Here is a 15,526-nt window from a genome sequence, read left to right on the forward strand (position 1 = left end):
CCCCGGTACCTCGTCGAGGTACCGGGGCCCGCGGCCGTTTCAGGGGCGCCACAGCGGATGTTCACGCTCCGCCCAGTCCCGGCCGACCGCTCCCGTGCGCATGCCGCGCCGGGCCTCGGGGTCCGCCAGGGCCATGCCGATGTGCCCGGCGAGGACGATGCCGATGGTCAGCGCCAGCCAGTCGTGGACGAAGGTCGCGCTGGTGCGCCACACCAGCGGGGTGAGGTGGGTGAACCACATCAGCAGTCCGGTGCCGAGCATCACCAGCGTGGCGCCCGCGATCCAGGCCGCGTAGATCTTCTGGCCGGCGTTGAACTTGCCGGCCGGTCGGGACGAAGGGCGCTTGTCGCGGCGCAGGGCGGCCCGCAGCCAGGTCCGGTCGTGCCGACCGAAGCGGTTGAGGCGCCCGAGGTCGGCGCGGAAGGCGCGGGAGACGAGACCGGCGAGGACGGGGACGGGCAGGGCGAGTCCGGACCACTGGTGGAGGGTGACGACGAGGGCGCGGCGGCCCACGAGCTGGGCGAGCTGGGGAACGTAGAGGCAGGCGGCCGTGACCACGCAGACGCCCATCAGCGCGGCCGTGGTCCGGTGCACCCACCGTTGGGCCCGGCCGAAGCGCCGTACGGCGGTGGCGGCGGGCGGGGCGTCAGTCCGTGGGCTCATCGTCGCGTCCGTTCGAGCGGCCGACCCAGGCGTCGACGTCGTAGCCGCGCTCCTCCCAGTAGCCGGGTTCGACGTCCTCGGTGACGGTGATGCCGGAGAGCCACTTGGCGGACTTGTAGAAGTACATCGGGGCCACGTAGAGGCGGGCCGGGCCGCCGTGGGCGTGGCCCAGGTCCTCGTCCCGCATGCGCAGGGCCACCAGGACGTCGGCGCGGCGGGCCTGGTCGAGGGTGAGGCTCTCGGAGTACGCGCCGTCGAAGCAGGTGAAGCGCACCGCCCCGGCCGAGGGGCGCACTCCCGCGGCGTCCAGGAGCCGGGACAGGCGCACCCCCTCGAACGGCGTGTCCGGCACCCGCCAGCCGGTGACGCACTGGACGTCCCGGACCGTGCGGGTCTGCGGCAGGGCCTTCAGTTCGGCCAGGGTGTAGGCGGTGGGGCGGTCGACGAGGCCGTCGACGGTGAGGCGGTAGGTGTCGGCGTTCTTCCGCGGGACGGACGAGGTGACCGAGTAGTAGCGGAAGCCGCCGCCGTTCGGGAGCAGTCCGGTCAGGCCGGTGGGGTCCTTGTCGGAGGCTCCGGCGAGGAAGGATTCGAGGCCGCGTTGCAGGGTGGGCGCGGTGACCACGCCGAGGGCGCCCAGTCCGAGGGTGCCGAGGAGGACACGGCGGCCGATGGGTGTGCCCCGCGCGTCCCTGTCGTCGTCCGGGTCCCGCGGCGGCTGTTCGGAGTTCACCCCTCCATTCGAGCACCCGCGTTCCCGGGGGACCAGGAATCGCGGGCGCCCGTCAGACTTCCGTAATCCGCGCTCTCCTACGAGGTGCGCTCGGCCTCCTTCGCCAGTTGGAACGCCTCGTTGCCGAGCCCGATGCGGGCGTGCTTCTCGGGGGCGCGGACGCGCAGGACCGCGCCCTGGACCAGGCCGACGGCCAGGGCGAGCCCGATGATGCCGGGCAGGATCCAGCTGAGCGAGGAGCCGGGGCCCGCACCGACCAGGACGTCGAAGTCCTTGACCGTGTAACCCGCGATGACGACCAGGGCGATGCCCGCCAGTGCGGAGGTGACCAGCCGCCAGCTCTGCGCGCCCGCGGCGCCGCGCCGGACGAAGAAGACGACGACGGACAGGGAGGCGACGGCCATCAGCACGATCACGCCGAGCGCGCCGACGTTGCCGCCCCAGGTGAACAGGTGCAGGACCGGCGCGGTCGGGTCGCCGGCCGGCTTGTCGTCGGTGAGCGCGAAGGCGAGGACGAGCACGGCGGCGATGCCGGTCTGGAGCAGGGAGCCGGTGCCGGGGGCGCCGCTGGTGCCGGTGGTACGGCCGAAGGCGGCGGGCAGCAGGCCCTCGCGGCCCATGGCGAAGGCGTACCGGGCGACGACGTTGTGGAAGCTGAGCATCGCCGCGAACATGCCGGTCACGAAGAGGATGTGCAGGACGTCGGTGAAGGTGCCGCCCAGGCGGTCCTCGGTGAGGAAGAACAGCAGTCCCGCGCTCTGCTCCCGGGAGGCGCCGACGATCCCGGCGGGGCCTGTGGCGACGGTGAGCGCCCAGCTGCTGAGGGCGAAGAAGACGGCGACGCCGGTGACCGCGAGGAACATCACGCGCGGCACGAGCACATGCGGCCTGCTGGTCTCCTCGGCGTACACGGGGGCCTGTTCGAAGCCGAGGAAGGCGGCGATGCAGAAGCACAGGGCGGTGCCGACGCCGGCGCCGGTGAGCGTGTCCGGGTTGAAGGCGTGCAGCGACAGGCCCTCCTTGCCGGGGTCGGCGACGGCGGCGATGTCGAAGACGACGACGAGCAGCACCTCGATGACCAGCAGCACGCCGAGCACGCGCGCGTTGACGTCGATCTTCAGCCAGCCCAGCGCGCCGACGGCGAGCACGGCCACCAGCGCCGGTATCCACCAGGCGACTTCGAGGTCGGCGTAGGTGGCGAAGAGGCCGGAGACCTCGAAGCCGAAGATGCCGTAGATGCCGACCTGGAGGGAGTTGTAGGCGACGAGCGCGACGAGCGCGGCACCCGCTCCGGCGGTGCCGCCGAGGCCGCGGGAGATGTAGGCGTAGAAGGCGCCGGCGTTGTGGACGTGCCGGCTCATCTCGGCGTAGCCGAGGCTGAAGAGGACCAGTACGACGCCGAGGGCCACGAAGAGCAGCGGCTGGCCGACGATGCCCATCACCGCGAATGTGGTGGGCATGACACCCGCGACCACCATGAGGGGGGCGGTCGCGGCGAGGACGGAGAGCAGCAGGCCCCCCGTGCCGAGGCGGTCGGCGCGCAGGGCGCGCTCCTGCCCCTTGAAGGTACTGATGCCGTCGGCGGCTGTCGCTCTGCTCGTGCTCGAACTGTCCGTCGTCATCGGAAGGCCGTCCTTGGTCGGTTGTGGTTGCGGCGGGCGGGATGCGGGGGGACGCGGAGGGCTTGGGTCAGGCCGTGCCCAGGGCTGCGGCGCGGGCGGTGCGGAAGGCGGTCAGGGCGTCGCGGCCGGGGTACGACCAGGGAGCGGGTGTGGCGTGGTCGCCGATGCGGTGGAAGAGGGCGGCGGCCTCGGCGCCCCGGCCCTCGCAGACCTTGGCGTGGGCGAGGAAGTTGAGGTCGACCAGGCGGCGCGGGTGACCCTCGTGCTCCCACTCCAGCCACCAGTCGAAGGCCGCCTTCATCACCTGCCGGGCGCGGCGGCCGACCCAGTGGCCGGAGGCGACCGGATCGGCGGGTTCGTGTCCGGCGGCGGCCAGGGTGCGGTAGCGCTCGGCGTGCGCGATGACCGGCAGGATCGCCAGCGGCGAGTCGGCGGGGGCCTGCTCGGCGGCCCAGTTGGCGAAGTCGTACACCTCGTGCAGCGGGTCCGGGCCCGCCTCCACGCGGCGCTCGGCGAGCCAGGCGACCACCAGGTGGTGAGCGTGGTGGTGGTCCGCGTACCGGGTGCGGATCTGCTCGAAGAGCCGCACCACGTCCCCCTCGGCCCCCTGGACGCACTCCAGCAGGAGCAGTCCGAGCCAGGGGGTGGGGTCGGCGGGCACGAGTTCCGCCGCCCGGTGGCAGACCTCGCGGGCACGGGCCGGTTTCTCCTTGCCGCGCAGCGCGCGCCGCACCTGGGCCAGGGCGAACAGCACGGACGCGTCACCGGAGTCGGGTTCGGCGAGCAGCCACTCGCGGGCCCAGGGGGCGCAGTACGACTCCTTGGCGAGCACCGTGATCCGGTGGCCCCGGCGGTCCCAGTCCTCCCCCGTGCGGACCAGCAGCGAGCGGGTGCTCTGCCATCGGCCCTGTGCCAGAGCGGCCCGCGCGGCCACGAGTTCGGCGTCGTCGAGAGCCTCGTCGTGGGCCTGTGCCGCACGTTTGCGGGCACGGCCGAGGGGAGGCGGGGGTGGGGGCACCGCGGAACTTCCTCACGCGCTCTTCTTGTGGTCGCCGGCTCACGACGGGTGGTCGGCACGGCAGTGGTCGGCTGCCGATTGCCATGAGCTGATCACTCACAGCAAACCGCCCGCCAACGGACCACGTCAAGGGCGCCCCATGCGTTACTCGCGTCAACTGCGTTCACGAACGGGCTACTTGTGACGTCCGGGGCCGGAAATCCGCCCAGGTGGGGTGAGCGGCCGGGCACGGGCCGGCGCTGCTTGGATGGCCGTATGAGTGCTGAGGAGATCATCGACATCGTCGACGAGAACGACCGGGTGGTCGGACGGTCCCCGCGCGGAGAGGCCTACGCACGGGGACTGCGCCACCGCTGCGCCTTCATCCTCGTCCGGGACGCCGAGGGGCGGATCTTCGTGCACCGCCGCACCCCGGCCAAGCAGGTCTTTCCCTCCCTGTACGACATGTTCGTCGGCGGGGTCGTCGGCGCGGGCGAGAGCTACGACGAGGCGGCGCTGCGGGAGGCCGAGGAGGAGCTGGGCGTGAGCGGGCTGCCGCGCCCCGAGTACGTCTTCACGTTCCTGTACGACGACGGGGCGGGCCACAGCTGGTGGTCGGCGGTGTACGAGGTGCGCTGCGACCGGCCCGTACGGCCGCAGGCGGAGGAGGTGGCCTGGGGGGACTTCCTGTCTGAGGCGGAACTGGAGCGGCGGCTCGGTGAGTGGGAGTGGACGCCGGACGGGCTGGCGGCGTACGGGCGGCTCAAGGCGTTCCGGTCGGGGCGGGCTGAGGGCTGAGGCTGAGGCTGAGGGCTGAGGGCTGAGGGCTGAGCAAGGCTTCGTCCCCGGTCGTCGGCCCGGCGCGGGGGTGGCCCCGGTAGGGTCGCGGCGTGATCGACTTTGTGCGGAACCTCCGGTTGTGGTTCGCGCCCGGCGAAGTGCGGCGGGAGGGCGACACGCCCGACTACCGGTTCTCGCTGGCGAACGAGCGGACGTTCCTCGCGTGGTTGCGTACCGCGCTCGCGCTGATCGGGGGCGGGTTCGCCGTGGACCAGTTCCTGCCGGATCTGCGGTGGGGGTGGCGGGTCGGGCTGGCGCTGGCGCTGCTGGCCGCGGGGGCGTTGTGCGCGTTGCGGGCGGTCAGTCACTGGGTGCGGTGTGAGCGGGCGATGCGGCGGGGGGAGGATCTGCCGGTGTCGCGGTTCCCGGCGCTGCTGAGTCTTGTGGTGGCGGTGGTGGCCGTGGCGATGGTCGCCGTCGTGCTCTTCGGGTGGAACGGGTGAACGAAGCGGCGGCTCGGGCCACGGAGCGGGATCCGGGGCTGCAGCCCGAGCGGACCCGGCTCGCGTGGCGGCGTACGACGTTGTCGGCCACCGTCGCTGCCGTGCTGGCCGTGAAGACGGCTCTGGCGGGTGGGGTGTCGGCGGTCGGGGTTGTCGCGTGCGTGCTGTGTTGCGCCTGTTGGGTGGGGTTCCTGGGGATCGCCCATCGGCGGATTCGGGGGCTGGCGGCCGTGAGTGAACCGGGGGCGCTTGTTCCGCCGTATGCGGCGGTTGCGGTGGTCTGTACGGTGGCCATGGCCGGGTGCGGGGTGGTGCTCGTCGGGTTGGGATGAGGTCGGGCCCGGTGGGTTTTTCGCCCCCGCCGCCCCTTCCCGTCCCGTCCCCGGGGCTGCGCCCCGGACCCCCTCCGGCCCTGAACGGGCCTTGTCCTCAAGCGCCGGACGGGCCGGAGGTGCCGGACGGGCCGACTTCAGCCGACCGTCACCACGATCTTGCCCCGGGTGCGGCCCTCCTGGTTCAGGCGGTGGGCGTCCGCCGCTCGTTCCAAGGGGAAGGTCTCCGAGACGTGGATGGTGACCGTGCCCTGGTCCGCCAGGTCGGAGAGGTGCTGGAGGTCCTGGGGGTCGGGGCGGACGAACCAGTAGCGGCCGCCGTAGTCCACCACCTCGGGGTCGGTGATCGAGGCCAGGCGGCCCTCGGGGGCCAGCAGGTTCGCGGAGGTCTTGAGGGCGTCGCCGCCCACCGTGTCGAACACCGCGTCCACGCCCTCGGGCGTCAGTCCCCGTACCCGTTCGGCCAGGCCCTCGCCGTGACTCACCGGTTCGCCGCCCAGCCCGCGTACGAAGTCGTGGTTGCGCTCGCTCGCCGTACCGATGACCCGGGCGCCGAGGTGGGCGGCGAGCTGGACGGCGATGGAGCCGACGCCGCCGGCCGCGGCGTGCACCAGGACGGTCTCGCCCCGCTTGACCTCGAGGACGCGGTGCAGCACCTGGTACGCGGTGAGTCCCGCGAGCGGGAGGCCGGCCGCCTCCTCGAAGGACAGGGCGCGCGGCTTGCGCGCGAGGGCGCGCGCCGGGGCGGCCACGTACTCGGCGAAGGTGCCGCGCGAGAGGACGTCCTCGCGCACGTAGCCGACGACCTCGTCGCCGACGGCGAACTCCGGTACGGCTGGACCGGGTCGGACGACCACACCCGAGACGTCCCAGCCGGGGATCACCGGGAACACCGGCTGGAGGATCGAGTCGAGATAGCCCTCGCGGCACTTCCAGTCGACCGGGTTGACGGCCGCCGCCCGCACCTTCACCAGTACCGAGTCGGGGCCGATCCTGGGGTCGTCGACCTCCCCGAGCTCCAGCACTTCGGGGCCGCCGTACCGTGAGTAGCTGATCGCCTTCATGGGTCCGACCCTCCGGTGTCCACGCGCACGGTGCAAGCCGAATGGCCCGATATACGCCATTCGCGTGGCGGCCGGACGAGGCACGGGCGCGACGAGCGCCTATCGTGGCCCCGATCACGTTCGGCCGCCGCTCTGGACGACATACCGACCGGTCGGCATCATGATGCGGGTACTGTTTCCTGCCCGTAGGAGCGACGATGAGCCCCGACCACCCGCCCGGACTCGATCTCGACCGGCTGCACGGCCTGCTCGAACGGGAGCGGCCCGGCCTGGTGAACGGCCCGCTCACCGGTCGGCTGATCGAGGGCGGCAGGTCGAACCTCACGTACGAGGTCTCCGACGGCGGCTCGAAGTGGGTCGTACGGCGTCCCCCGCTCGGCCATGTCCTGGCCACCGCGCACGACATGAAGCGCGAGCACCGGGTGATCAGCGCGCTGCACCCGACCGCCGTGCCGGTGCCGCGCACCGTGCTGCTGTGCGAGGACGAGGAGGTGCTCGGGGCGCCGTTCTACGTCATGGACTTCGTCGAGGGCACTCCGTACCGGACGGCCGGCCAGCTCGCCCCGCTCGGCGCCGGGCGCACCCGGGACGCCGTGCTGAACCTGGTCGACACGCTCGTCGAGCTGCACGCCGTCGATCCCGGTGCGGTGGGCCTGGCGGACTTCGGCCGACCCGAGGGCTTCCTGGACCGGCAACTGCGGCGCTGGAGCAAGCAGCTGGACGCCTCCCGCAACCGGGAGCTGGCCGGGATCGACGAGCTGCACGCGGCGCTCGGGCGCGCGCTGCCCGTCTCCCCCGCGCCGTCCGTGGTGCACGGCGACTACCGCCTCGACAACGCGCTGATCGGGGAGGACGACCGGATCAAGGCCGTCCTCGACTGGGAGATGTCCACGCTCGGCGATCCGCTGACGGACCTGGGGCTGCTGGTGATGTACAGCATGCCGCTGGGCATGCCGGACTCCCCCGTCTCCACGACCGCCGAGGCGCCCGGGCACCCCACGCCGGCCGAGCTGATCGAGCGGTACGCCGCGCGGTCGGGGCGCGACGTCTCCGCGGTGTCCTGGTACACGGCGTTCGCCTGGTTCAAGCTCGCCGTGATCCTGGAGGGCATCCACTACCGCTACACCCTGGGTCAGACGGTGGGCCGCGGCTTCGACCGCATCGGCGATCTGGTCCCCGTCTTCATCCGGCACGGTCTGACCACTCTTCAGGAAGGCTGACCCACCATGGACTTCGCGTTCGACGCGCGCACCGAGGAGCTGCGCGCCAAACTGCTCGCCTTCATGGACGAGTACGTGTACCCGGCCGAAGCGGTCGCCCACGAGCAGCGTGCCGGGCTGGACTCGCCGTGGCGGAACGTCCCCGTCGTGGAGGAGCTGAAGGCCGAGGCCCGCCGGCAGGGGCTGTGGAACCTGTTCCTGCCCGACTCCGAGTACGGTGCCGGGCTGACGAACCTGCAGTACGCGCCGCTCGCCGAGATCATGGGCCGGTCCCCGCAGATCGCGCCCACCGTCACCAACTGCGCGGCGCCCGACACCGGGAACATGGAGGTGCTGGCGCAGTTCGGCGACGAGCAGCAGAGGAAGCAGTGGCTCCAGCCGCTGCTCGCGGGTGAGATCCGCTCGGCGTTCGCGATGACCGAACCGGAGGTGGCCTCCTCGGACGCCACCAACATCACCACGCACATCGAGCGGGACGGCGACGAATACGTCATCACCGGCCGCAAGTGGTACATCTCCGGGGCGATGCACCCGGACTGCAAGATCTTCATCGTGATGGGGAAGACCGACCCGGACGGGGCGGACATCCGCCGTCAGCAGTCCATGGTCCTGGTCCCGCGCGACACCCCGGGCGTCACGATCACGCGCGCGATGCAGGTGTTCGGCTACGAGGACCACTACCACGGCGGGCACGCCGAGGTGGTCTTCGACCACGCGCGCGTGCCGGTGTCGAACCTGATCGGCGAGGAGGGCGGCGGCTTCGCCATCGCCCAGGCCCGGCTCGGCCCCGGCCGGATCCACCACTGCATGCGGCTGATCGGCATGGCCGAGCGGGCCGTCGAGCTGATGTGCCGCCGCGCGGTGTCGCGTGACGCCTTCGGCAAGGCGCTGGCGCAGCAGGGCGTGGTGCAGAACTGGATCGCCGACGCGCGCGTGGCGGTCGAGCAGCTGCGGCTGCTGGTGCTGAAGACGGCCTGGATGATGGACACCGTCGGCAACCGGGGCGCCCACACGGAGATCCAGGCCATCAAGATCGCCACTCCGCGCACGGTCGTCGGCATCCTCGACCGCGCGATCCAGCTGTACGGCGCGGGCGGGGTCAGCCAGGACTTCCCGCTGGCCGAGCTGTACGCCGGGGCCCGCACGCTGATGATCGCCGACGGCCCGGACGAGGTGCACCAGCGGTCGCTGGCGCGCCGGGAGCTGAAGAAGTACCTGTAGTCCCTGGACGTCCTGTGGCCCGCCGGTGCCGGCGGGCCACAGGACGTGGGGGTGTCCTCAGGGGCGCAGGGCCCGCAGCAGCAGGTCCGCCAGGTGGTCGGCGACCTCCTGCGGGCCGAGCGGGCCGTCGGGGCGGTACCAGGTCGACAGGTGGTGCACGGAGCCGAAGTGGTAGTCGACCACCAGGTCGGCCGGGGTCGCCGTGGAGAAGACGCCCTCGCGCTGGCCCTCCTCGATCAGCGCGCGGAAGCGCTCGTGGTAGCGGCGGCGCTCGGCGCGCACCTGCTTGTTCTTCTCCGGGCCGAGGTGGTGCATGGAGCGGAAGAAGATCGACGCGTCGTCGAGGTTCTCGATGGTGGTGACGACGACGTCCGCCGCCGCGCCGCGCAGCCGCTTCTCGATCGGCTCGTCGGCGTCCGCGAAGTGGTCCAGGCGTTCCTGCTGGAGGCGCAGCACGCGCGCGTACACCTCGTGCAGCAGGTCGTCCTTGGAGCCGAAGTAGTGGTAGAGCGCCCCCTTGGTGACGCCGGCCGCCTCGACGATCTCCTGCACCGAGGTGCGGTCGTAGCCCTGCTCGGCGAAGAGCCGGGTGGCGGCGGCCAGGAGCCGCTGCGGCACAGGAGTCCCGTCACCGTCCGTCGTCCTGGGCACTGCCGCCACCCGCCTTTCCGTGTCGCTGCTAGTTGTCGTGGGTCAGGGAACGCAGTTCCCGCCGGAGGATCTTCCCACTGGCCGTCTTCGGCAGGTCCGGCAGGATCTCCACCTGGCGCGGATACTTGTAGGCGGCCAGTCTCTCCTCGCAGTACGCGGCGAGCGCGTCCGGGTCCGCTTCGGCGCCGGGGCGCAAGCTGATGAAGGCCTTGACGGTCTCCCCGCGGTATCCGTCGGGCACGCCCACGACGGCCGCCTCGCGCACCGCCGGGTGCGTGTAGAGCACGTCCTCGACCTCGCGCGGCCACACCTTGAAGCCGGACGCGTTGATCATGTCCTTCTTGCGGTCGACGACGTACAGCCAGCCCTCGGGGTCCATGAAGCCGATGTCGCCGGTGCGCAGCTCCCCGTCCGGGAAGGTCCCGGCGGTGGCGTCGGGCCGCTGCCAGTACCCGGGCACGACCTGCGGGCCGCGCACGACGATCTCGCCCTGCTCGCCGAAGGGCACCTCCTCGCCCCGGTCGTCGACGATCCGTACGACGGTGTCGGGGCCGGGCACGCCGACGGCGAGCGTGCCGGAGGCCTCGTCGACGGGAGCCTCCAGGTGCGGCGGGACGGAGGCGCAGGGGGCGGTGCACTCGGTCAGCCCGTAACCGTTGCGGAGGTACGGCCCGAAGCCGGCCCGGAACTTCTCCACCAGGGCGGGCGGCAGCGGGGCGCCGCCGGAGGAGATCACCCGGAAGGAGGAGAAGTGGTCGCGGCTCGCCTCGGGGTGGGCGGCCAGCGCCATGAAGGCGGTGGACGGGCCGACGGTGTAGTGCGGCCGGTGCTCGGCGAAGGCGTCCAGGACGACGCCCGACTCGAAGCGGTACGCCAGGACGAGGGTGCCCGCGCTGTTGAGGCAGGCGCCGAGCTGGCAGACCATCCCGGTGATGTGGAACAGGGGCGCGAGGGCGAAGTAGACCGGCGCCTCGGGCAGACCGAGTCCCGTACGCTGCCGCTCGGCGTTGTACATGATGTTGCCGTGCGTGTTGGTGGCGCCCTTGGGGGTGCCGCTGGTGCCCGAGGTGTAGCTGATCAGCGCGGTGTCGCCGGGGGCGGGGTCGCGGTTGTCGGGGGCCGGCCGGCCCCCGCGGGCGACGCCGGTGAGGTCGTCGGCGTCCGGGGCCCCCGGGAGCCGCTCGAAGGAAAGCACCCGCGTGTCACCGCGGGTCTGGAAGTCCAGCTCGCAGCCGGTGAGCACGATCCGCACCGGCGACCCGGCGGCCGTGTCGCGCAGGTACGACTCCCAGGCCCGGTCGGAGCAGATCAGCGCGGCCGCGTCGGCGTCCCGCAGGACGTGCGTCACCTCGCCCGACTTGTACATCGGGTTGACGGGCACGACGACCGCGCCCGCCTTCCAGGCGCCGAGCAGGGCGAGGACGAAGAGCGGGGAGTTCTGCAGCAGGATCGCCACCCGCTCGCCGCGCTCCAGGCCGCGTGCGGCGAGGTGGCCGGCGACGGAGTCGCTGAGCCCGTCGGCCTCCCGGTAGGTCAGGCGGCCGTCGAAGTAGGCGAGAAAGGTGCGGTCGGGGGTCTCGGACACCGCGCGGCGCAGGGCGTGCACCAGGGAGTCCGCGGGAGCGACCGGGGCGCGCTGGACCTCGGTGAGAAGGGCCAGCCAGGGCTTGGCGGCGTAGCGGGAGGCGGTCACCGGGTCGCCTCCCACTGCCGCTGGATGCGGTTCATGCCGGAGAGCCAGCGCTCCGGCTCGGCGGCGCGGGCCCGGTAGTACTCGGCGACCTCGGGGTGCGGCAGGATCAGGAAGCGGTCCTCGTCGATGCCTCGGAAGAGGGCGTCGGCCACGTCCTCCGGTTCGATCGCGGTCGGCTTGAGGACCAGGTCGCCCGCGCTGCCGCTGGCGTCGAGCATGTCGGTGCGCACGCCCTGCGGGCAGATCGCGTGGACCTTCACCCCGCGGTGGCGGTACGTCAGTGACAACCACTCGGCGAAGGCGTAGGCGCCGTGCTTGGTGACGCTGTAGGGGGCGGTCCCGATCATGGTGAGCAGCCCGGCAGCGGAGACGGTGGAGACGAAGCGGCCGCTGCCGCGCTCCAGCCAGTCCGGGAGCAGCGCGTGCGCCGCGCGGACGTGCGCCATCACGTTGACGTCCCAGGAGAGCGCCCAGCCCTGCTCGTCGAGCGGTTCGCCGGGCTCCCCGCCGTCGCGGCCGACGCCCGCGTTGGCGCAGTACACGTCGACCGTCCCGCCGAGCGCGTCACGGGCCTCGGCGACGACCGAGGAGGCGTCGCCCACCACGGCCAGGCCCCCGATCTCCCCGGCGACGGCCTTCGCGCGGTCGGCGTCCAGGTCGTTGACGACGACCCGCGCCCCCCGGTCGGCGAAGCGGCGGGCGAGCGCCGCCCCGATGCCGCCCCCGGCTCCCGTGACGACCACCTTCGCACCTTGCACGGCTTGCACCATCGGTCTCCTTCGACGCGGCTCCCAGCGGTTACCGGCGTCAGACTAACCGGTCGGTATGTCCGGTGGAAGGGGTGTTCCGCGCGGGGCCGGTCCGGTTCGTTCCCCGGGGCGGTCGTGCGCGCTAGCGTGCGTGGGCATGACACCCGCCGCGATCAGGAGGCACCGCATGAAGCTGTCCAGACGGAGCCTGCTCGCCACCACCACGGCCGCGGTCGCGGCCTGTGCCGCACCGGCCGCCGCCGCTTCCGGGCCGGCGCACGAAGGCGGCCGCAGGCTGCGCACCGGGTTCGAACGGCTCGCCGCGGACGGCTACGGGCTGCTCGACGGCCGGCGCGTGGGCGTGGTCACCAACCCGACGGGCATCACCCGGGAGGCGCGGCACATCGTCGACGTCATGCACGCCGACGACCGGGTGGACCTGACCGCCGTCTTCGGCCCCGAGCACGGCTTCCGGGGCACCGCCCAGGCGGGCGGCTCGGAGGGCCGCCACGACGACCCGGCGACCGGTCTGCCCGTCTACGACACGTATCTGAAGAGCGGTCAGGCGCTCGCCGACATCTTCACGGCCTCCGGTGTGGACACGGTCGTCTTCGACATCCAGGACGTCGGCGCGCGGTTCTACACGTACATCTGGACGCTGTTCGACTGCATGGAGTCGGCCGCGCTCGCGGGCAAGCGGTTCGTCGTCCTCGACCGGCCGAACCCGGCGACCGGACGGGCGGCGCTGGGCCCGGTGCTGCACAAGGAGTTCGCGACGTTCGTCGGGCGGCAGCCCGTCTCCCAGGCGCACGGGATGACGGTGGCGGAGCTGGCGCTGCTGTTCAACGGGGAGTTCCTGACGACGCCGGTGCCGCTGGAGACCGTACGGATGTCGGGCTGGCGGCGGTCGGACTTCTACGACGCCTCCGGGCTGCCGTGGGTGCCGCCGAGCCCGAACATGCCGACACCGGAGACGGCACTGGTGTACTCGGGGACGTGCCTGTTCGAGGGGACGAACCTGTCCGAGGGACGCGGGACCACCCGGCCGTTCGAGCTGCTGGGGGCGGAGGGGATCGACGGGCGCTGGGCGGACGGGGCGAACGCGCTGGGCCTGGGGGGCGTCCGCTTCCGGGAGGCGTACTTCGCGCCGGTGTTCTCCAAGTTCCAGGGGAAGACCGTCGGGGGTGTCCAGCTGCACGTGCACGACCGGGAGGAGTTCGATCCGGTGCGGACCGGGATCGGGCTGCTGATCACTGCCAAGCGGTCGTGGAGCGGTTTCGCCTGGCGCCCGGACCACTGGATCGACAAGCTCACGGGCTCCACGCGCGTGCGCACCATGATCGACGCGGGCGCGGGCCCGGACGAGGTGGCGGCCGGCTGGCAGGAGGAGCTGGCGGGGTTCCGAAGGACGCGGCGGGAGTACCTGCTCTACCGCTGAGCGGGTGGTACGGGACGGCGGCGGGCGGCGGCCCGCCGCCGTTTTGCGTCGGGCGTGCATATCGGCGGGGTCTTCAGGAACCCGTGGAAGCCGCCGGGAGTTCTCAGGCTGTCGAGGAGGGACTCCTCCCCCGCGGGGAGGGCACGGAGCGGGTTACCGCCGGTATCCCCGTGAACGACCACAACTGAAGCAGGGACCACGGGAGTTGACCCGTGAGCCCCCGCGGCCGGCTGATGGGGGCCATCGAAAAAAGGATGGAGCCGATTCGCGTGTCGATACGTCTATTCGGCGACGTCCGTTCGACGACGCCGAAGTGACCGGATTACAGGTGCAGGTGTGACGGAGGTGCAGGACGATGGCCGGTTTCCGGAGTCTGGCGAGACAGGTCCGAGATCCGCGGTGCGATCTGGCACTGCGGCGCTACTCGCTGCGCAAGTGCCTTGAGCGATTCGCTCCCTACGGGCACAGGGCGACCTGGGACCATCTGTGCTCGCGGGCCGGGTTCGATCCCGAGGACCGCTCCGTCGACCCGGCGCGGCTCGTGGCCGCACTGGAGGAACTGGAGGAGGCCCGGGCGGTCTGGCTGGCCTACGAGGTGGAGTTCGCCGAGCGCCGCAGGAAGGAGAAGCACGACGGGCTGCGCAGACCGGGCAGTGTGGACGACTGGCACCGGCTGACCTGGGGCGGTTTCGGCGTGGCCTGGTGCGACGACCCGCGGGTGCATCCGCGTGAGCCGCTGGCCGAGGTGCTGCGGCGGCTGATAGCCGCGCTGGAGCGCGAGCCGGGTACGGTCTGCCCCGTGTGCCGGGGGGAACAGCTCATGTGGCGCTTCGACCTGGACCACGAACCGTCGACGGGCCCGGTCTGCACGGACTGCGGAATCCTGGTTCCGCGTCCCGTGCTCACCCCCGGAGCCCTGGCGGACGCCCGCCGGGCGAGGCTGCTGGTGTCCGCCTGAGCGACAGGGAGCGCCGGGACCGCAGGGGGTGCGGGTTGTTCGCCGGAGAGGTCGCACGAGAGTGTTTCAACTCGATCGTGTGATGGTCGGCGGGCAGGCGTGCGGCGTCCTGGGCCGTTCAGGCCACGGTGATCGTGCGATCCGGGACGCCGGGCACGGCGTCGGCGTGCGGGGCCCCGCTCCACCGGAGTGACGGTTCGGGGCCTCCCCGTCGCCTCTGGCCGTATCCATCCGGCCAGGCGCACAGGGAACCGACCTCCCGGGACCGGACCACGGACAGGATCCGTGTCGCCGCCCCGGGGTCAGCGGCCGTCCCTTGGCCGGTTGCCGCGGCGCGTGCCGTTCTCGCGCGTGCCGCCGTTCTCCACCAGCAGCCGGGAGCCTGTCAGCCGGCCGCCGAAGACGTCGTCCGGGTTGGACAGGACACAGCTGTCCAAGGAGAGGCAGCCGCAGCCGATGCAGTCCGTGAGGTGGTCGCGCAGGCGGTTGAGCTGCTTGATGCGTTCGTCCAGCTCGGAACGCCACACCTCGGAGAGATGCGCCCAGTCGTCGCGCGTGGGCGTGCGTTCCTCGGGCAGCTCGGCGAGCGCCTCGCGGATCGTGGCGAGCGGGATGCCGACGCGCTGGGCGGCGCGGATGAAGGCGACCCGGCGCAGGGTGTCACGGCTGTAGCGGCGCTGGTTGCCCGAGGTGCGGCGGCTGCCGATCAGACCCTTGGACTCGTAGAAGTGCAGGGCCGAGACGGCGGCACCACTGCGCGCGGAGAGCTGGCCGACCGTGAGCTCGTGGATCTTCTCGGGAAGCTGGGGCACTTCCGAAGCCTACCCACCCGTCCGGCGGCCGGTTGTCGTTGACAGGGACTGCCCGACACACCATGCTAAGCAGTTGCTTAGGCATGCGCA

The 15,526-nt window shown here is 72.3% G+C and carries 16 protein-coding genes; 7 read left to right on the forward strand and 9 right to left on the reverse strand.

What is annotated here, in order from left to right:
* Positions 1-39 precede the first annotated feature (39 nt).
* From ACFXAE_RS21350 to ACFXAE_RS21365, 4 genes are all read right to left on the reverse strand, one after another.
* On the reverse strand, positions 40-663 hold the full coding sequence (locus tag ACFXAE_RS21350) for a cytochrome b/b6 domain-containing protein (protein ID WP_384717044.1): 624 nt from the start codon (positions 661-663) through the stop codon (positions 40-42).
* Complete coding sequence (locus ACFXAE_RS21355) at positions 647-1,396, reverse strand: molybdopterin-dependent oxidoreductase (protein ID WP_384717047.1); 750 nt, start codon at positions 1,394-1,396, stop codon at positions 647-649. The genes ACFXAE_RS21350 and ACFXAE_RS21355 overlap by 17 nt, the downstream gene beginning before the upstream one ends.
* A gap of 77 nt (positions 1,397-1,473) precedes the next feature.
* A complete protein-coding gene (locus ACFXAE_RS21360) occupies positions 1,474-3,018 on the reverse strand; it encodes an APC family permease (protein WP_384717050.1) in 1,545 nt (514 codons plus the stop codon).
* Between the two features lie 67 nt (positions 3,019-3,085).
* Positions 3,086-4,036: a hypothetical protein gene (locus ACFXAE_RS21365; RefSeq protein WP_384717053.1), complete on the reverse strand. Its 951-nt coding sequence runs from the start codon at positions 4,034-4,036 to the stop codon at positions 3,086-3,088.
* A 255-nt stretch (positions 4,037-4,291) separates the two neighbouring features.
* On the opposite strand from ACFXAE_RS21365, the gene ACFXAE_RS21370 reads away from it, so the two are divergent.
* The 3 genes from ACFXAE_RS21370 to ACFXAE_RS21380 all read left to right on the forward strand — a co-directional run bounded on the left by ACFXAE_RS21370 (position 4,292) and on the right by ACFXAE_RS21380 (position 5,630).
* Positions 4,292-4,813, forward strand: a complete 522-nt coding sequence (locus ACFXAE_RS21370; protein ID WP_384717056.1) for an NUDIX hydrolase — start codon at positions 4,292-4,294, stop codon at positions 4,811-4,813.
* A 92-nt stretch (positions 4,814-4,905) separates the two neighbouring features.
* Entirely contained in the window at positions 4,906-5,298 is a 393-nt protein-coding gene (locus tag ACFXAE_RS21375; RefSeq protein WP_384717059.1) for a YidH family protein, read from the forward strand.
* The gene (locus tag ACFXAE_RS21380; RefSeq protein WP_384717061.1) at positions 5,295-5,630 is read left to right on the forward strand and encodes a DUF202 domain-containing protein; all 336 of its coding nucleotides are present in this window, start codon (positions 5,295-5,297) and stop codon (positions 5,628-5,630) included. The genes ACFXAE_RS21375 and ACFXAE_RS21380 overlap by 4 nt, the downstream gene beginning before the upstream one ends.
* Positions 5,631-5,767: 137 nt before the next feature.
* On the opposite strand, the gene ACFXAE_RS21385 is transcribed toward ACFXAE_RS21380, so the two are convergent.
* Positions 5,768-6,694: an NADP-dependent oxidoreductase gene (locus tag ACFXAE_RS21385; protein ID WP_384717064.1), complete on the reverse strand. Its 927-nt coding sequence runs from the start codon at positions 6,692-6,694 to the stop codon at positions 5,768-5,770.
* Positions 6,695-6,891: 197 nt separating this feature from the next.
* Between ACFXAE_RS21385 and ACFXAE_RS21390 the strand changes: the two genes are divergently transcribed.
* Together ACFXAE_RS21390 and ACFXAE_RS21395 are read left to right on the forward strand one after the other, a co-directional pair.
* Positions 6,892-7,914, forward strand: a complete 1,023-nt coding sequence (locus ACFXAE_RS21390) for a phosphotransferase family protein (protein ID WP_384717067.1) — start codon at positions 6,892-6,894, stop codon at positions 7,912-7,914.
* 6 nt (positions 7,915-7,920) lie between these two features.
* Positions 7,921-9,135, forward strand: a complete 1,215-nt coding sequence (locus ACFXAE_RS21395) for an acyl-CoA dehydrogenase family protein (RefSeq protein WP_384717070.1) — start codon at positions 7,921-7,923, stop codon at positions 9,133-9,135.
* Between the two features lie 57 nt (positions 9,136-9,192).
* Here ACFXAE_RS21395 and ACFXAE_RS21400 read toward each other — a convergent pair whose 3' ends face one another.
* From ACFXAE_RS21400 to ACFXAE_RS21410, 3 genes are read right to left on the reverse strand one after another with little or no spacing between them, the layout of a single operon-like run.
* The gene (locus ACFXAE_RS21400; protein WP_384717073.1) at positions 9,193-9,786 is read right to left on the reverse strand and encodes a TetR/AcrR family transcriptional regulator; all 594 of its coding nucleotides are present in this window, start codon (positions 9,784-9,786) and stop codon (positions 9,193-9,195) included.
* 28 nt (positions 9,787-9,814) lie between these two features.
* Complete coding sequence (locus ACFXAE_RS21405; protein ID WP_384717076.1) at positions 9,815-11,479, reverse strand: class I adenylate-forming enzyme family protein; 1,665 nt, start codon at positions 11,477-11,479, stop codon at positions 9,815-9,817.
* The gene (locus ACFXAE_RS21410) at positions 11,476-12,249 is read right to left on the reverse strand and encodes an SDR family oxidoreductase (protein WP_384717079.1); all 774 of its coding nucleotides are present in this window, start codon (positions 12,247-12,249) and stop codon (positions 11,476-11,478) included. Before ACFXAE_RS21410 ends, ACFXAE_RS21405 begins: the two co-directional genes overlap by 4 nt.
* A gap of 166 nt (positions 12,250-12,415) precedes the next feature.
* Between ACFXAE_RS21410 and ACFXAE_RS21415 the strand changes: the two genes are divergently transcribed.
* A complete protein-coding gene (locus tag ACFXAE_RS21415) occupies positions 12,416-13,666 on the forward strand; it encodes an exo-beta-N-acetylmuramidase NamZ domain-containing protein (protein WP_384717082.1) in 1,251 nt (416 codons plus the stop codon).
* Between the two features lie 355 nt (positions 13,667-14,021).
* Entirely contained in the window at positions 14,022-14,624 is a 603-nt protein-coding gene (locus ACFXAE_RS21420) for a hypothetical protein (protein ID WP_384717085.1), read from the forward strand.
* A 302-nt stretch (positions 14,625-14,926) separates the two neighbouring features.
* On the opposite strand, the gene soxR is transcribed toward ACFXAE_RS21420, so the two are convergent.
* On the reverse strand, positions 14,927-15,436 hold the full coding sequence (gene soxR / locus ACFXAE_RS21425) for a redox-sensitive transcriptional activator SoxR (protein ID WP_384717088.1): 510 nt from the start codon (positions 15,434-15,436) through the stop codon (positions 14,927-14,929).
* Positions 15,437-15,526: the final 90 nt, after the last annotated feature.

The sequence above is a fragment of the Streptomyces sp. NPDC059454 genome (assembly GCF_042749965.1).
Taxonomy (GTDB): domain Bacteria; phylum Actinomycetota; class Actinomycetes; order Streptomycetales; family Streptomycetaceae; genus Streptomyces.